13 protein-coding genes are annotated in these 15,826 nt (G+C 73.0%); 8 read left to right on the top strand and 5 right to left on the bottom strand.

What is annotated here, in order from left to right:
- Nucleotides 1–121: 121 nt before the first annotated feature.
- The gene (locus tag ACY34I_RS14625; RefSeq protein ID WP_462755651.1) at nt 122–733 is read right to left on the bottom strand and encodes a PadR family transcriptional regulator; all 612 of its coding nucleotides are present in this window, start codon (nt 731–733) and stop codon (nt 122–124) included.
- Between the two features lie 145 nt (nt 734–878).
- Here ACY34I_RS14625 and ACY34I_RS14620 point away from each other — a divergent pair, with 145 nt between their 5' ends.
- Nucleotides 879–2,630, top strand: a complete 1,752-nt coding sequence (locus ACY34I_RS14620) for an acetyl/propionyl/methylcrotonyl-CoA carboxylase subunit alpha (protein ID WP_462755582.1) — start codon at nt 879–881, stop codon at nt 2,628–2,630.
- Nucleotides 2,631–2,696: 66 nt separating this feature from the next.
- Here the strand turns inward: ACY34I_RS14620 and ACY34I_RS14615 are convergent, their stop codons facing one another.
- Nucleotides 2,697–3,593, bottom strand: a complete 897-nt coding sequence (locus tag ACY34I_RS14615; protein WP_462755581.1) for a LysR family transcriptional regulator ArgP — start codon at nt 3,591–3,593, stop codon at nt 2,697–2,699.
- 78 nt (nt 3,594–3,671) lie between these two features.
- On the opposite strand from ACY34I_RS14615, the gene ACY34I_RS14610 reads away from it, so the two are divergent.
- Both ACY34I_RS14610 and ACY34I_RS14605 read left to right on the top strand, forming a co-directional pair.
- Nucleotides 3,672–4,268, top strand: a complete 597-nt coding sequence (locus ACY34I_RS14610; protein ID WP_462755650.1) for a LysE/ArgO family amino acid transporter — start codon at nt 3,672–3,674, stop codon at nt 4,266–4,268.
- Between the two features lie 78 nt (nt 4,269–4,346).
- On the top strand, nt 4,347–5,786 hold the full coding sequence (locus ACY34I_RS14605) for a GuaB1 family IMP dehydrogenase-related protein (RefSeq protein WP_462755580.1): 1,440 nt from the start codon (nt 4,347–4,349) through the stop codon (nt 5,784–5,786).
- Nucleotides 5,787–5,844: 58 nt separating this feature from the next.
- Here ACY34I_RS14605 and ACY34I_RS14600 read toward each other — a convergent pair whose 3' ends face one another.
- The gene (locus ACY34I_RS14600; protein ID WP_462755579.1) at nt 5,845–6,399 is read right to left on the bottom strand and encodes a TetR/AcrR family transcriptional regulator; all 555 of its coding nucleotides are present in this window, start codon (nt 6,397–6,399) and stop codon (nt 5,845–5,847) included.
- 92 nt (nt 6,400–6,491) lie between these two features.
- On the opposite strand from ACY34I_RS14600, the gene ACY34I_RS14595 reads away from it, so the two are divergent.
- The 3 genes from ACY34I_RS14595 (at nt 6,492) to ACY34I_RS14585 (ending at nt 10,967) form a co-directional block, all read left to right on the top strand.
- Nucleotides 6,492–7,013: a MarR family winged helix-turn-helix transcriptional regulator gene (locus tag ACY34I_RS14595; RefSeq protein WP_462755649.1), complete on the top strand. Its 522-nt coding sequence runs from the start codon at nt 6,492–6,494 to the stop codon at nt 7,011–7,013.
- Nucleotides 7,007–8,740 carry an ABC transporter ATP-binding protein gene (locus tag ACY34I_RS14590; protein WP_462755578.1) on the top strand — a complete coding sequence of 578 codons (1,734 nt, stop codon included), beginning with the start codon at nt 7,007–7,009 and terminating at the stop codon, nt 8,738–8,740. The genes ACY34I_RS14595 and ACY34I_RS14590 overlap by 7 nt, the downstream gene beginning before the upstream one ends.
- Nucleotides 8,741–9,041: 301 nt before the next feature.
- Nucleotides 9,042–10,967, top strand: coding sequence for an ABC transporter ATP-binding protein (locus tag ACY34I_RS14585; RefSeq protein WP_462755648.1), 1,926 nt, complete (start codon nt 9,042–9,044; stop codon nt 10,965–10,967).
- Nucleotides 10,968–11,032: 65 nt separating this feature from the next.
- On the opposite strand, the gene thrS is transcribed toward ACY34I_RS14585, so the two are convergent.
- Nucleotides 11,033–12,265, bottom strand: coding sequence for a threonine--tRNA ligase (gene thrS / locus ACY34I_RS14580; protein ID WP_462755647.1), 1,233 nt, complete (start codon nt 12,263–12,265; stop codon nt 11,033–11,035).
- A 562-nt stretch (nt 12,266–12,827) separates the two neighbouring features.
- Between thrS and ACY34I_RS14575 the strand changes: the two genes are divergently transcribed.
- Together ACY34I_RS14575 and ACY34I_RS14570 are read left to right on the top strand one after the other, a co-directional pair.
- Nucleotides 12,828–13,466 (top strand): DedA family protein, encoded by a 639-nt coding sequence (locus ACY34I_RS14575; protein WP_264998433.1) that lies wholly within the window; start codon nt 12,828–12,830, stop codon nt 13,464–13,466.
- A gap of 143 nt (nt 13,467–13,609) precedes the next feature.
- A complete protein-coding gene (locus tag ACY34I_RS14570; protein ID WP_462755577.1) occupies nt 13,610–14,365 on the top strand; it encodes a DUF998 domain-containing protein in 756 nt (251 codons plus the stop codon).
- 31 nt (nt 14,366–14,396) lie between these two features.
- Here ACY34I_RS14570 and ACY34I_RS14565 read toward each other — a convergent pair whose 3' ends face one another.
- A complete protein-coding gene (locus ACY34I_RS14565) occupies nt 14,397–15,800 on the bottom strand; it encodes an NAD(P)H-quinone dehydrogenase (protein WP_462755576.1) in 1,404 nt (467 codons plus the stop codon).
- Nucleotides 15,801–15,826 lie beyond the last annotated feature (26 nt).

Genomic DNA, 15,826 nt, shown 5'->3' with positions numbered 1-15,826 from the left:
GTCTGCTCCTGGTCGTCCGGGCCGGAGGTGACCGGCCGCCGATCGTCCGCGAGGAGGACACACCACTCCCCTGCGGTTCGCGCCGAGACTAACGCGATATAGCTCGCGTGGTCAACGTTGATTATTTCGCGTTGTCCTCGCCAGGGGCGGCGCCGTCCGTCCACCCCGACCATCCCTCGGCCTGCTCCATGGAAGCGGGCAGGTACGACACTCCTGACTCGATCCGCTCGGCGATCCGCCCGCACCAGCCCATCTCCGCCTCGGCCCGGGCCAGCCACAGCTCGAACATCCAGCCGACGTGCACCGGCTTGGTGTTGCGTACCCAGTCCGACTCCAGCGAGGCGCGCATCGACTCGATGCCGGCCCGGATCAGGTTGGCCCGGTTGCGCAGGGCCGCCGCCGCCTCGTCCCGCGGCATGGCCGGCAGGAAGGAGAAGGCCGCCACGAACGGGTCCGGCACCTCGTGGAGTTGCCACCACTGCGCGCGCAGCAGGGTCTCGAACTCCTCCACCCCCTTGGCCGTCACCTCGTACGTGGTGCGGGCGGGACGCGCGCCGACCTGCTCGGTCGACACCGCCCGCAGCAGCCCCTCGTCGGTGAGCTTGCGCAGCGCGTGATAGATCGACCCCGGTTGCACGTTGGCCCACTTGTCCGCGCTCCAGCTCAGCAGCTCACGGCGTACGTCGTAGCCGTGCACCGGCTGCATCCACCTGACCAGGCCCAGAATCATCATCCGCGTTGCCGACACCGGACAAGCGTAATAAGCAAATTTGACTAAGCCGCGGTGGGACGTGCGGCATCCCACACTGAGCGATCGTTAGGGCGGCGAGGCCGGCCGATAAACTCCCGGCATCGACCTCCGGGGAGGAGCCACCAAGGTGCGCAAGGTACTCATCGCCAACCGCGGCGAGATCGCGGTCCGCGTCATCCGCGCTTGCCGCGACGCCGGGCTGGAGAGCGTCGCCGTCTACGCGGACTCCGACCGGGACGCCCTGCACGCCACCCTCGCCGACGAGGCGTACGCCCTGGGGGGCGACACCGCGGCGGACAGCTACCTGCGGATCGACAAGCTGATCGACGTCGCGGCCAGGTCCGGTGCCGACGCGGTGCACCCCGGCTACGGCTTCCTCTCCGAGAACGCCGACTTCGCCCAGGCGGTCATCGACGCCGGGCTGACCTGGATCGGCCCGACCCCGCAGGCGATCCGCGACCTCGGCGACAAGGTGACCGCCCGGCACATCGCCCAGCGCGCCGGCGCGCCCCTGGTCCCCGGCACCCCGGACCCGGTCGGCAACGCCGACGAGGTGATGGCCTTCGCCGTCGACCACGGCCTGCCGGTCGCGATCAAGGCGGCCTTCGGTGGTGGCGGGCGCGGCCTCAAGGTGGCCCGCACCATGGAGGAGATCCCGCACCTGTTCGAGTCGGCCACCCGCGAGGCGGTCGCCGCGTTCGGCCGGGGCGAGTGCTTCGTCGAGCGTTACCTGGACCAGCCCCGCCACGTCGAGGCGCAGGTCCTCGCCGACCAGCACGGCAACGTGATCGTCGTGGGCACCCGCGACTGCTCGCTGCAGCGCCGGCACCAGAAGCTGGTCGAGGAGGCCCCGGCGCCGTTCCTCACCGAGGCGCAGCGCGCGCAGATCCACTCCAGCGCCAAGGCGATCTGCCGGGAGGCCGGCTACCACGGCGCCGGCACGGTGGAATACCTGGTCGGCGCCGACGGCACCATCTCCTTCCTGGAGGTCAACACCCGCCTCCAGGTGGAGCACCCGGTCACCGAGGAGACCGCCGGCATCGACCTGGTCCGCGAGCAGTTCCGCATCGCCGACGGCGAGAAGCTGCGCTTCACCGAGGACCCGACCCCGCGCGGGCACTCGATCGAGTTCCGGATCAACGGCGAGGACCCGGGCCGCAACTTCCTCCCCGCCCCGGGCACCATCACCGCGCTGCGGCTGCCCACCGGGCCGGGCGTCCGGGTGGACACCGGCATCTCGGCCGGGGACGTGATCGGTGGCAACTTCGACTCGCTGCTCGCCAAGGTGATCATCAGCGGCGAGACGCGTACCGAGGCGCTGGAGCGGGCTCGCCGGGCGCTGGACGAGATGGTCGTCGAGGGGATGGCCACCGCGCTGCCCTTCCACCGGCTGGTGGTCCGGGACCCGGCGTTCACCGCCGAGCCGTTCACCGTCCACACCCGGTGGATCGAGACCGAGTTCGACAACACCGTGCCGGCCTTCACCGCCCCCGCCGGCGCCGTCGAGGGCCCGGCCGAGCGCGAGACCGTCGTGGTCGAGGTGGGTGGCAAGCGGCTGGAGGTCACGCTCCCCGCCGGCGTCGGCGCGGGTACGGCCGCCGCCGCGCCCGCCGCGAAGAAGCCGGCTCGCCGGGGCGGTGGCGCCAAGGCCGGCGCGGCGGTCAGCGGCGACACCCTCGCCTCCCCCATGCAGGGCACCATCGTCAAGATCGCCGTCGCGGACGGGGACACCGTCGCCGAGGGCGACCTGATCGTCGTGCTGGAGGCGATGAAGATGGAGCAGCCGCTGCACGCCCACAAGGCGGGCACGGTCAGCGGCCTCTCCGCCGAGGTGGGGGCGGTCATCACCGCCGGCGCCCCGATCTGCACCATCGCCTGAGGCGTCAGGCGGGCCCCTTCTCCACGCCTCGGGCACCGGAAGGGGCCCTGCCAACAGGTCCGCGGCTCAGCGGAGCGCGACGGCCGCCTCCGCGCGGACCGCGTCGGTCAGCGCGCCGAGCACGCGTGACTCCAGCCGCCAGTGCTGCCAGTACAGCGGCACGTCGACGTGCCGTCCCGGGTCGAGGTCGACACAGGCGCCGCCGGCCAGGTCCGCCTCGGCCAACCGCTCCGGGACCAGCCCCCAGGCGAGGCCACACCGGATCGCCTCGCTGAACGCCGGCACCGACGGCACGTGGTGCACCGGCGGGTCGAGCTCCCGGCCGGTCACCGCCCGCACGAAGCGGTGCTGGACGCGGTCCTTGCGGTCGAAGACGAGCATCGGCGCCGCGGCCAGCGCCTCGGCCGTCAGCCCGTCGGGGAACCAGCGGGCGACCAGCGCCGGGGCGGCGAGCGCCCGGTAGCGCATCGCGCCGAGCGGGCGTACCCGGCAGCCCTGGACCGGCTCGCGCTGGGCGGTCACCGCCGCCAGCACCGCGCCGTCGCGCAGCAGCTCGGCGGTGTGATCCTGGTCATCCTGGCGTACGTCGAAGCAGGCGGCCAGCTCGGCCGGGACCCGGGCCAGCGCGGCGACGAACCAGGTGGCCAGCGAGTCGGCGTTGGCCACCACCGGCACCCGGGTCGGCCCGGCCGCCCCGTCCACCGCCCCGCACGCCTCGGCGAGCGCCTCCCGTTCGAGCAGGGTCAACTGGACGGCCAGCCGGAGCAGCGGTTGCCCCGCACCGGTCGCCTGGCAGGGTCGGCTGCGCCGGACCAGCACCTGCCCGACGACCTCCTCCAGCGCGCGGATCCGCTGGCTCACCGCCGACGGGGTGACGTGCAGGACGCGAGCCGCGCCCTCGAAGCTGCCCTCGCCGACCACGGCGGCCAGGGTACGGAGCTGGGCGGTGTCGAGTCCTTCCATAAGACCAGCTTACGAAGCATCAGAAAGATTAGTTGGACTGCATCGGACCCGATCCCTAGCCTCGGACCCGTGCCAGACCTGCTCCCCTCCGCCGTCGCCGGGTTCTCCGTCTCGTTCGCGCTGATCGTCGCCATCGGCGCGCAGAACGCCTTCGTGCTCCGCCAGGGGCTGCGCCGGGAGCACGTGCTTCCCGTGGTGATCGCCTGCGCGGCCTCGGACGCCCTGCTCATCGCGGCGGGCATCGCCGGTCTCGGCACCGCCGTGGCGGACCGGCCGGGCCTGCTGTCCGCCATCCGCTGGGTCGGGGGCGCGTTCCTGCTCGGGTACGCCGTGCTCGCCGCCCGCCGGGCGCTTCGCCCGGGCACCCTCACCCCCACCGAGCGGCCGCCGGCCACGCTCCGGGCGACCGTGCTGGCCTGCCTCGCCTTCACCTACCTCAACCCGCACGTCTACCTGGACACCGTGCTGCTGCTCGGCGGCGTGGCCCAGCAGTACGAGCAGCGCTGGGCGTTCGGGGTCGGCGCGACGCTGGCCAGCGTGGTCTGGTTCACCGCGCTCGGCGGTGCGGCGCACCGGCTGGCGCCGCTGCTCGCGCGTACCTCCGCCTGGCGGGTGCTGGACGGCGCGGTCGCCGTCGTGATGACCGTGATCGCCGCGGCGCTGCTGCTCGGCTGACCCCGGCCGCCCGGCCGGCCGGGGTGTTTTCCGTGACCATCGCGGGCACGAACGGGTGCTGGCGGGAATGATGTTCCGGTGCGGTTCCTTCATGGCGCGGTCCCCGCGCACGACCTGACCTACAACGACGTCTTCATGGCGCCCAACCGTTCCGAGGTGGGCTCCCGGCTCGACGTCGACCTGGCCACGGCCGACGGCACCGGCACCACCATCCCGCTGGTGGTGGCGAACATGACGGCGGTCTCCGGCCGGCGGATGGCCGAGACGGTGGCCCGGCGCGGCGCCATCGCGGTGATCCCCCAGGACATCCCGATCGAGGTGGTGGCCAACGTCGTCGCCTGGGTCAAGCAGCGGCACCTGGTGCACGACACGGCGATCACTCTCGGCCCGACCGACACCGTCGGCGACGCGATCCACCTGCTGCCGAAGCGCGCCCACGGCGCGGTGATCGTGGTCGACGAGGCCGGCCGCCCGGTCGGTGTGGTCACCGAGGCGGACACCGTGGGCGTGGACCGGTTCGCCCAGCTCCGGCACGTGATGTCGACCGAGCTGCACACCGTGCCGGCGGACGCGGACCCGCGCACCGGCTTCGACCGGCTCTCTGCGGGCCGGCGCCGGCTGGCCCCGGTGGTGGACGCGGAAGGGCGGCTGGTCGGCGTGCTGACCCGGCCGGGCGCGCTGCGCGCCACGCTCTACAAGCCGGCGGTGGACGACCGGGGGCGGCTGCGGATCGCGGCGGCGGTGGGGATCAACGGCGACGTGACCGGCAAGGCCGCCGCGCTGCTGGAGGCCGGGGTGGACACCCTGGTGGTGGACACCGCGCACGGCCACCAGGAGCGGATGATCTCCGCGCTGCGGGCGGTCCGCAAGCTCGACCCGGCGGTCCCGGTGGCGGCCGGCAACGTGGTCACCGCCGAGGGCGTACGGGACCTGGTCGAGGCGGGCGCCGACATCGTGAAGGTCGGCGTCGGGCCGGGCGCGATGTGCACCACCCGGATGATGACCGGGGTCGGCCGGCCGCAGTTCTCGGCGGTGCTCGACTGCGCTGCGGCGGCCCGCGCCCTGGGCCGGCACGTCTGGGCCGACGGCGGCGTACGGCACCCGCGGGACGTGGCGCTGGCCCTCGCGGCGGGCGCCTCGAACGTGATGGTCGGTTCCTGGTTCGCCGGCACCTACGAGTCCCCCGGCGACCTCTACACGGAAGCGGACGGCCGGCGTTACAAGGAGAGCTTCGGCATGGCGTCGGCCCGCGCGGTCAGCGCCCGGACGGCCGAGGACAGCGCGTACGACCGGGCCCGGAAGGCGATCTTCGAGGAGGGCATCTCCTCGGCCCGGATGTACCTCGACCCGATCAGACCCGGAGTGGAGGACCTGATCGACGAGATCATCTCCGGGGTACGCAGCTCCTTCACCTACGCGGGCGCCCGCAACCTGGAGGAGTTCCACGAGCGGGCCCTGGTCGGCGTGCAGAGCGCCGCCGGCTACACCGAGGGCATGCCGCTGCCGACGAGCTGGTGACCGGTTGGGAGGGGCCCCTTTTTACGCGCAGCGCTAGAAAGGCGCCCCTCCTCGCACCTCACCAGAAGAGGCGGCGGATCACCGACCGGGCGGCCGCCTCCGGGTCCGGGCCAACGCTCGCCGGGAGTGCACCGGCCAGCCAGAGGGTGGCGAAGCCGTGCACGATCGACCAGGCGGCGAGCGCGTCCCGCTCCGGCTCGGCGGACGGCGTGGCCACCGTGGCGACGCCACCGCGCAGCGCCTCCCCGGCCCGGGTACGCGCGGCCACCAGCGCCGGGTCGTCGACGCGGTGGAGATCCGGCGCGAACATCACCTCGAAGTGGGCCCGGTGCGCCACGGCGAAGCGCACGTACGCGACGCCCGCCTCCAGCAGGTCGTCGCCGGCCCGGTCGAGCTCGTCGGCGAGCAGCGCGAAGCCCTCGGCGGCGAGGGCGGTGAGCAGGCCGGTCTTGTCGCCGAAATGGTGGGCGGGCGCGGCGTGCGAGACGCCGGCCCGGCGGGCCAGGTCGCGGAGGCTGAGCGCGGCCGGGCCGGCCTCACCGATCGCCTGGACCGCCGCGTCCAGCAGGGCCCGCCGCAGGTCGCCGTGGTGGTAGGCGCGGGTCGTGGTCACGGTCGGAAGCATATCTTGCCACTGCCAAGATGACGGGTTTCCGAAAATAGTTTGGAGCCTTACGGTCCGGGGGCTAACGTGGCGCCGTGAGCATGGAACCACTCATCCGCTTCCCCGACGCGCTACGCCAGGCGCCGCTCGGTCGGCTGATCTCGATCGCTGGCCGCCTCGCCGAACAGCGGTGGGGGCGCTACCTTGCCGAGCACCACGGGCTCAGCTCGGCGGGGATGCGGGTGCTGTTCATCCTGTCCCGCGCCGGCGACAGCACCCATCGGGAGGTCGCCGAGCGCTGCTTCGTCCGCCCCGCGACGCTCACCGGCATCGTCGACACGCTCGAACGTGACGGCTTCGTCGAGCGCCGCCGGGACGCCGCCGACCGGCGCACGGTACGACTCGCCCTAACCGACAAGGGGCAGGAGCACACCCGAAGGTTGATCGACCTGATCCACAGTGACCGGCCGCTCACTTCGGTCGACGCCGACCCCGCGAAGCGGGAGATAATCCGCGATTTCCTCACTGAACTCATCACCACCATGTCCGAGGGGGACATCGGCCGGTTGAACCCAGGCGAGGAAGAGACCGACGAGACGAGACGAGGACTCCGTCCGTGCTGATCCGCCTGCTCCGTACCCATCTGCGCCCGTACCGGCGGTTGCTGGCCGCGGTGGTGGCGCTCCAGTTCGTCGGCACGATGGCCTCGCTGTACCTGCCGAGCCTCAACGCCGACATCATCGACCGCGGCGTCGCCCTCGGCGACACCGACCAGATCATGCGTACGGGCGGCTGGATGCTGCTCGTCAGCCTGCTCCAGATCGCCTGCTCGATCGCCGCCGTCTACCTCGGCGCGAAGACCGCCATGGGGTTCGGCCGGGACGTCCGGGCCGGCATCTTCCGCCACGTCAACCGCTTCTCCGCCCGCGAGGTGGCCCGGTTCGGGGCGCCCTCGCTGATCACCCGCAACACCAACGACGTGCAGCAGGTGCAGATGCTCGTGCTGCTGAGCTGCACCATGCTGGTCGCCGCGCCGATCATGAGCGTCGGCGGCGTGGTGATGGCGCTCCGCGAGGACGTCGGGCTCTCCTGGTTGATGCTGGTCTGCGTGCCCGTCCTGGCGGTCGCGCTGGGCCTGATCATCCGGCGGATGGTCCCCGGCTTCCGGGAGATGCAGACCCGGATCGACACGGTCAACCGGGTGCTGCGCGAGCAGATCACCGGCATCCGGGTGATCCGGGCCTTCGTCCGCGAGCCCTACGAGACGAAGCGGTTCGGCACCGCGAATGCCGACCTCACCGCGACCGCCCTGCGCGTCGGCCGGCTCCAGGCGCTGATCTTCCCGGTGGTCATGCTGGTGCTCAACGTCTCCAGCGTCGCGGTGCTCTGGTTCGGCGCGGAGCGGGTCGACGCCGGACAGATCCAGGTCGGCGCGCTGACCGCGTTCCTGCAGTACCTGATGCAGATCCTGATGTCGGTCATGATGGCCACCTTCATGCTGATGATGGTGCCGCGCGCGGCGGTGTGCGCCGAGCGGATCGTCGAGGTGCTGGACACCGAGTCGTCGGTGGTGCCGCCGGTCGAGCCGATGCTCGTGGCGACCAGGAGCGCCGAGCTGGAACTCCGCCGCGTCTCCTTCCAGTACCCCGGCGCGAGCGCGCCGGTGCTGCACGACATCTCGTTCCGGGCCAGCCCGGGCCGGACCACGGCCATCATCGGGTCCACCGGCGCCGGCAAGACCACCCTGCTCACGCTGATCCCCCGGCTGGTCGACCCGACCGCCGGCGCGGTGCTGGTCGACGGGGTGGACGTGCGGCTGCTGGAACCGGACGAGGTGTGGCGCCGGATCGGGCTGGTGCCGCAGCGGCCATACCTGTTCACCGGCACGGTCGCCAGCAACCTCCGGTACGGCAACCCGGACGCCACCGACGCCGACCTCTGGGCGGCACTGGAGATCGCCCAGGCCCGGGACTTCGTCGCAGAGATGCCTGGCGGCCTGGACGCAACGATCGCGCAGGGCGGCACGAACGTCTCCGGCGGCCAGCGGCAACGCCTGGCGATCGCCCGGGCGCTGGTCCGCAAGCCGGAGATCTACCTGTTCGACGACTCGTTCTCGGCGCTCGACCTCGGCACCGACGCCCGGCTGCGGGCCGCGCTGAAGCCGGTCACCGCGGACGCGGCGGTCCTGATCGTGGCCCAGCGGGTCTCCACGATCGTCGACGCCGATCAGATCATCGTGCTCGAGGACGGGGGCGTCGTGGGCATGGGACGACACGAGGAACTCCTCCGCACCTGCCCGACCTACGCCGAGATCGTGGCATCCCAGCAGACGGCGGAGGTGACCGCATGAGCGAGCACAGCGAGCGAACAGCGCAACTCAGTCGCCGCGGGGGTCATGGCGGTGCCGAGCGCAGTGAGGTGAAGCCATGAGCGCCGTACCGGGGCAGAAGCCGACCCCTGGCGGGCAGAGCCCCAACGGACAGGGCCCGGCCGGGGCCGCCCCCGGCGGAAAGGGCCCCGGCGCGGGTGCCCCCGCCGGGGCGGGCTTCGGCGGCGGTCCCCCCGGCGGAAAGGGGCCCGGCGGGAAGGGGCCCGGCGGAGCGCCGAACCGGCTGCCGGCGGCCGGGCGACGCGGCGGGGGACCGCCGTGGATGGGCGCTGCCATGCCGGCGGAGAAGTCACTGAACTTCGGTCCGTCCGCCCGGCGGCTGCTGGGCCGCCTCCGGCCGCACCGGCTGCAACTGGCCGCGATCGTCACCCTGGCGGTGGCGAGCGCCGGAGCGAGCGTCATCGGTCCGAAGATCCTCGGCCACGCCACGGACATCATCTTCGGCGGGGTGATCGGGCGGCAGATCCCCGCCAGCCTCACCAAGGAGCAGGCGGTGGCCGCGGCCCGGGCGGCCGGCCACGACACCTACGCCGACATGCTGGCCCGGATGGACCTGGTCCCCGGGATGGGCATCGACTTCACCGCGCTGGGCCGCACACTGGCCCTGGCGCTCGCCCTCTATCTGGGCGCCAGCCTGCTCATGTGGTGGCAGGGCTGGCTGCTCAACGGAGTGGTGCAGCGGACCGTGCTGCGGCTGCGCGCCGAGGTGGAGGAGAAGCTCAACCGGCTGCCGCTGCCCTACTTCGACCGGCAGCCCCGCGGTGAGCTGCTCAGCCGGGTCACCAACGACATCGACAACATCTCGCAGACCCTCTCGCAGACGCTCAGCCAACTGCTCAGCGCGCTGCTGACCGTGGTCGGCGTACTGGCCATGATGTTCTGGATCTCGCCGCTGCTGGCGCTGGTCGCCCTGGTGGCGGTGCCGCTGTCGGTGGTCGTCACCCAGCAGATCGCCAAGCGGTCGCAGCGCCGGTTCATCGCGCAGTGGACGCACACCGGTGAGCTCAACGGCCTGATCGAGGAGGCGTACACCGGCCACGAGCTGGTCAAGGTCTTCGGCCGGCAGCGCGAGGTGCAGGCCGCCTTCGAGGCCAAGAACGAGGAGCTGTTCCAGGCCAGCTTCGGGGCCCAGTTCATCTCCGGGATCATCATGCCGGCGATGATGTTCGTCGGGAACCTCAGCTACGTCGCCATCGCGGTGGTCGGCGGGCTGCGGGTGGCCTCCGGGTCGATGAGCCTCGGCGACGTGCAGGCGTTCATCCAGTACTCGCGGCAGTTCACCCAGCCGCTCACCCAGGTCGCCTCGATGGCCAACCTGCTCCAGTCCGGGGTGGCCTCGGCCGAGCGGGTCTTCGAGGTGCTCGACGCGGAGGAGCAGGTTCCGGACCGCGTCGGACCGCCCCGGGTCACCGGCCGGGTCGAGTTCGAGCACGTCTCCTTCCGGTACGACCCGGACAAGCCGCTGATCGACGACCTGTCGCTGGTCGCCGAGCCCGGACACACGGTCGCCATCGTCGGCCCTACCGGCGCCGGCAAGACCACCCTGGTCAACCTGATCATGCGGTTCTACGAGCTGGACGCCGGCCGGATCACCCTGGACGGGGTGGACATCAGCACGATGCCCCGGAGGGACCTGCGCGGCCGGATCGGCATGGTGCTGCAGGACACCTGGCTCTTCGGCGGCACCATCCGCGACAACATCGCGTACGGGCGGCCGGACGCCACCGAGGAGGAGATCCTGGCGGCGGCCCGGGCCACCTTCGTGGACCGCTTCGTCCGCAGCCTTCCCGACGGGTACGACACCGTCATCGACGAGGAGGGCAGCAATGTCAGCGCCGGCGAGAAGCAGCTCATCACCATCGCCCGGGCGTTCCTCGCCGAGCCGTCGCTGCTGATCCTGGACGAGGCGACCAGCTCGGTGGACACCCGGACCGAGGTGCTGCTCCAGCGCGCCATGGCGGCGCTGCGCTCGGACCGGACCAGCTTCGTCATCGCGCACCGGCTCTCCACCATCCGCGACGCGGACCTGATCCTGATGATGGAGAACGGCCGGATCGTCGAGCAGGGCAGCCACGACCAGCTCCTCGCCGCCGACGGGGCGTACGCCCGGCTGTACCGGTCGCAGTTCAGCGGTGCCGCGGTCGATGACGAGGGGCCGGTCCCGGCCGGCGCGCCGGCCCGGAGCTGACGGTGGACCGGTCAGCCGGCCCGGCTTCGGCCCCCGCCGCGAGGCGGGGGCCGGCCGGGCGGGCGTCAGGCCCCGGGCAGCAGGTCGGCCGAGCGGGCGGCGACCACCCGTCCGACCAGCCCCAGCGCGTCGGCGACCGGCATCGGGTCGAGCCCGCGGCCGTCGCGCAGCCGCAGGGACACCGACCCGCCGGCCGCGTCCCGGGGGCCGATCACCCCGAGGTACGGGACCTTCCGGCGGGCCGCGTCGCGGATCCGGGCGCCCAGCGAGCCGGCATGGTCGACCTCGGCCCGCAGTCCGACCGCCTCCGCCCGGCAGGCCAGGTCGACGGCGGCGTCGGCCTGGCCGTCGTCCACCGGGAGCAGCACCAGCTGGACCGGGGCGTACCAGGCCGGGAAGGCGCCGGCGTGCACCTCGATCAGGTACGCGAAGAGCCGCTCCATGCTGCCGACCAGGCTCCGGTGCACCATCACCGGCCGTTTCCGGCTGCCGTCCGCGTCGGTGTACGACAGGTCGAACCGCTCGGGCTTGTCGAAGTCGAGCTGGATGGTGGAGATGGTCGACTCCCGGCCGGCCGCGTCGACGATCTGGATGTCGATCTTCGGGCCGTAGAAGGCCGCCTCGCCGGGGCCCTCGCTGAACTCCACCCCGTCGAGCGCGGCGCGGAGCAGCTCCTCGGCCCGCGCCCACTGGGCGTCGTCGCCGACGTACTTCTCCCCGGGCCCGCGCAGCGACAGCCGGAACCCGGCCGGCCGGACGCCGAGCGCGGCGTGCGCCTCGCGGATCAGCCGCAGGATCTCGCGTACCTCCTCCCCGACCTGGTCCAGCGCGCAGAAGTTGTGCGCGTCGTTGAGCGAGATGGCGCGGACCCGGGAGAGCCCGCCGAGCACCCCGGAGCGCTCCGCCCGGTACATGCCGCCCAGCTCGGCGACGCGCAGCGGCAGCTCCCGGTAGGAGCGGCCGCGGGCCCGGAAGACCAGCGCGTGGTGCGGGCAGAGCGCCGGCCGGAGCACGAACTCGTCGTCGGCGGACAGCCGCATCGGCGGGAACATGTCGTCGGCGAAGTAGCCGAGATGCCCGGACAGCTCGAACAGCTCCCGTTTGCCCAGCGGCGGCGAGTAGACGTGCCGGTAGCCGGCCCGGCGCTCCAACTCCCGCACGTACTCCTCGACGGCGTGCCGGGCGGCGGCGCCGGCCGGCAGCCAGATGGGCAGCCCGGCACCCGCGAGTGGATCGGAGACGAACAGCTCCAGCTCCCGGCCGAGCCTGCGGTGGTCGATCATGTCGCTCTCCTTGATCGGGTACGACCCGGAGGCGAGCTGGCCCAGAACGCCGCGAGGCCCCGGGGCGGTTCGCCCCGGGGCCTCGTCGACGGATACGTCAGTGCGGCGCGCCGGGGATTCCCGGCGTCGTGGTCACCACCGCGCTGCGCATACGGCGACCGTACGCGCAGCGGGTCGGGTCGCGCACCTGGATTTGGCGCCCGCGCGCAATGGGCGGTGGAGGCGAGGTGCGGCACAGCCCGGCCGACCCATTCCACGCGGGTGCCGCGGGAAGCGGGGGCGGGTCGCCGGCACGGGACCTGCCGGCGACCCGCGACGGCCCGGACGTCGGGAACGGGGGATCCGACGTCGACGCGGCCGCGTCCCGACAACGGTACGCCGGAGACCGGCGATCCGCCGCCCGTGTCCGTGGCGGCCGCCACGCCCGGGAAGCGTCACATTCGGCGGCCCCGGATCGTTGTCCACTGGTGGCCCTGTCGTGTCAGCGGTCACGGCCGGGCCGGCCACCCCACGGTGACGGGGGACACGCCGTCAGGCTCAGTGCGATCGAACGGGGGAATCCGACGAGGTGGCGGTCGTGCCCGAACTCATCTCTGACGTCGCATCGCCGACCTGGGCGTACGCCGTGCTGCTGGGGTTGCTGATCGCCGACGCGTTCGTGCCGATCGTGCCGACCCAGGTCGTCATGATCACCAGCGGCGCGCTGACCGTCTACGGCGGGCTCAGCCTGCCGCTCACCATCACCGTCGGCGCGCTCGGCGTCTTCGCCGGCGACCTCGCCTGCTACCTGCTCGGCCGGACCGCACCGGACCGCCGGGCGCCGCGGCACGCGATGCCCGGCCGGGCTCGCCGGGCCGTCGCCCGGGTCACCCGCGGGCTGCGCGAGCCGGGGCCGCTGGTGATCCTCCTCTGCCGCTTCGTGCCGGGCGGCCGGATGGCGGCCTGCTTCTCGGCCGGGCGCAGCCGCTACCCGTACCGCCTCTTCGTGCTCTACGAGGCCACGGCGGCGACGGGTTGGGCCGCGTACGGCAGTCTGGTCGGGCATCTCGGGGGCCGGGCGCTGACCGAGTCGGCGTGGCGGCTGCTGGTGATCGGCGGGGTGGCGGCGGCGGGGTTCGCGGCGGCCGGCTGGGCGATGAGCGCGATCAGCGCCCGCCACACCCGCACCGAGGTCGAGGCCAAAGTTCGGGTCGGGGCCGAGGTTTCGGCCGACTGATCGGCCCATCGGCGATCTGGCGGTGTCCTGGACACGGGATAGCGCAAAGTCGCCGATGTGCGGGCCTCTAGGGGACGACCCGGGGACGGAAGTGGGTGGCCGTCCCGGATCCATTTGGGACCGGTCCGGCGACAGGCTGAGGCATGCCCGGAAACCGGAGAAGTGCCCTGTTGGCCCTCGGCGGGATCGCCCTGGCGGCGGTGCTCGCCGTACTCGGCCATCTTGAGGTGAACGACGATCTGAGCCCCTGGTCGCTGACCGTCAGCGACTTCGCCGTCTCGAACCGGGGCGGCGTCATCGACATGGCCATGGCGGTGCTCGCCGCCGCGACGGCGGTGCTGATCCCGGTCGTCTGGCGTACCGGATCGGGGTCGGACGCCGCCGGGTCGCGGCCCGGCGGGAAGCGGCGGGCGCCGACCGGCGGCGAGGCGCCCGGCCGAAGGGGGCGGCGGCCGCGGGTGGCCGGGGTGTTGCTGGCCGCCTGGACCGCCGGCCTGGTCACCTCGGCCGTGGTACCCACCAACGAGCCCGGCCTGCCCATGGACACGGCGGCCTACCTGCACCGGTACGCCTCGGTGGTCGCCTTCCTCGCCCTGCCGGTCGCCGGCTGGCTGCTCGCCGGGCACCTGGGCAGCCGGGCCGCCGGCTGGCTGCGCGCGCTCACCCTGGCCAGCCTGCTGCTGGCCGGGGCGATGATCTGGTCCGCCTACCCGGGCGACCGGATGCTGATCGGGCTCGCCGAACGCCTGCTCATCGTCACCGAGGTCGCCCTGCTCAGCGTGGTCGCGGTGGCACTGACCCGCCGACCGGCCGGCCGCGTCGCCGAAACCGCCCCGGAGGCGGCGATGGCACCGACGCCTTCGGCCGCAAGGGAGCTTCAGCTCCTGGCGTCCGAGTGACGGGGCGACGGCGGCCGGTCGGCGCGGCGGGTCACTCCAGTTCGTGCAACATGAGCTGGCGGGCCGCCTCGGTGATCGAGCCCGACAGCGAGGGGTAGATGGTGATGGTCTGGGCCAGCTCGTTGACGGTGAGGTTGTTCTCCACCGCCATGGTGATCGGCAGGATCAGCTCGCTGGCCTTCGGCGCCACCACCACGCCGCCGATCACCTGGCCGCTGGCCGGGCGGCAGAAGAGCTTGACGAAACCGTCGGCGAGGTCGTCCATCTTCGCCCGGGCGTTGCCGGAGAGCGGCAGCATGACCTGGCGCGCCGGGACCTTGCCGGCGTCCACCTCGTTCTGCGAGACGCCGACGGTGGCCAGCTCCGGATCGGTGAAGACGTTCGCGGCGACGGTACGCAGCCGCAGCGGGCGGACCGCCTCGCCGAGCGCGTGCCACATGGCGATCCGGCCCTGCATGGCGGCGACGCTGGCCAGCGGCAGCACCCCGGTGCAGTCGCCGGCGGCGTAGATGCCGGGGACGTTGGTCCGGGAGACCCGGTCGACGGTCACGTAGCCGCCCCGGGCCAGCTCGACGCCGTACTCGGCGAGGCCCAGGTTCGCGGTGTTGGGGACCGAGCCGACCGCGATCAGCGCGTGGGTGCCGGACACCTTACGGCCGTCGGTGAGCTCGACCTCCACGCCGTCGGCGGTCCGGCGGACCGCCTCCGCGCGCGACTTGTTGAGGATGCTCATGCCCCGGTTGCGGAACACCCGCTCGATCGCCAGCGCCGCGTCGGCGTCCTCGTGCGGCATGACCCGGTCCCGGCTGGAGACCAGCGTGACCTCGACGCCCATCGCCAGGTACGCGCTGGCGAACTCGGCGCCGGTCACGCCGGAGCCGACCACGATCAGATGCTCGGGCAGCTCCGGCAGGTCGTAGACCTGGCGCCAGGTCAGGATGCGCTCGCCGTCGGGAACGGCGGTGGGGAGCTGGCGCGGCGTGGCGCCGGTGGCGATCAGGACGGTGGACGCGGCGATCGAGTATTCCTCCGCACCGCCGGCCGGGGTGACGATCACCCGGTGGGTGTGACCGAGCGTGTCCTCGCCCAGCCGGGCGGTGCCGGCGACGAACTCCACCCCCGCCTTGACCAGCTTGGTGTGGATGTCGGCGGACTGGGCCAGGGCGAGCCGCTTCACCCGGTCGTGCACCGCCCGGGCGTCGACGATGACCGCCTCCAGGCCGTCCGAGTGCACCCCGAACTCCTCGGTGTCCCGGTAGCCGGTGACCACCTCGGAGCTGGCGATGAAGGTCTTCGACGGGACGCAGTCGGAGAGCACGCAGGCGCCGCCGGCCCCCTCCGCCTCGACCACGGTGACATCAGCGTCCAGCTGGGCGGCGACCAGCGCCGCCTCGTACCCGGCCGGTCCCCCGCCGATGATCACGATCTGGCTCACAGTGCTCGCCCCTCGTCCGTGCTCAC

This window comes from Micromonospora sp. RTBAU3-60 (assembly GCF_054963695.1).
The sequence above is the reverse complement of the archived record's forward strand: the minus strand, read 5'-3'. Positions and strand labels throughout refer to the sequence as shown.

Excerpts from the sequence above, each read along its gene's own strand:
- ACY34I_RS14625 (WP_462755651.1), bottom strand. The coding sequence starts at position 733 with ATGATGATTCTGGGCCTGGTCAGGTGGATGCAGCCGGTGCACGGCTAC.
- ACY34I_RS14615 (WP_462755581.1), bottom strand. The coding sequence starts at position 3,593 with ATGGAAGGACTCGACACCGCCCAGCTCCGTACCCTGGCCGCCGTGGTC.
- ACY34I_RS14595 (WP_462755649.1), top strand. The coding sequence starts at position 6,492 with ATGGAACCACTCATCCGCTTCCCCGACGCGCTACGCCAGGCGCCGCTC.
- ACY34I_RS14585 (WP_462755648.1), top strand. The coding sequence starts at position 9,042 with ATGGGCGCTGCCATGCCGGCGGAGAAGTCACTGAACTTCGGTCCGTCC.
- ACY34I_RS14570 (WP_462755577.1), top strand. The coding sequence starts at position 13,610 with ATGCCCGGAAACCGGAGAAGTGCCCTGTTGGCCCTCGGCGGGATCGCC.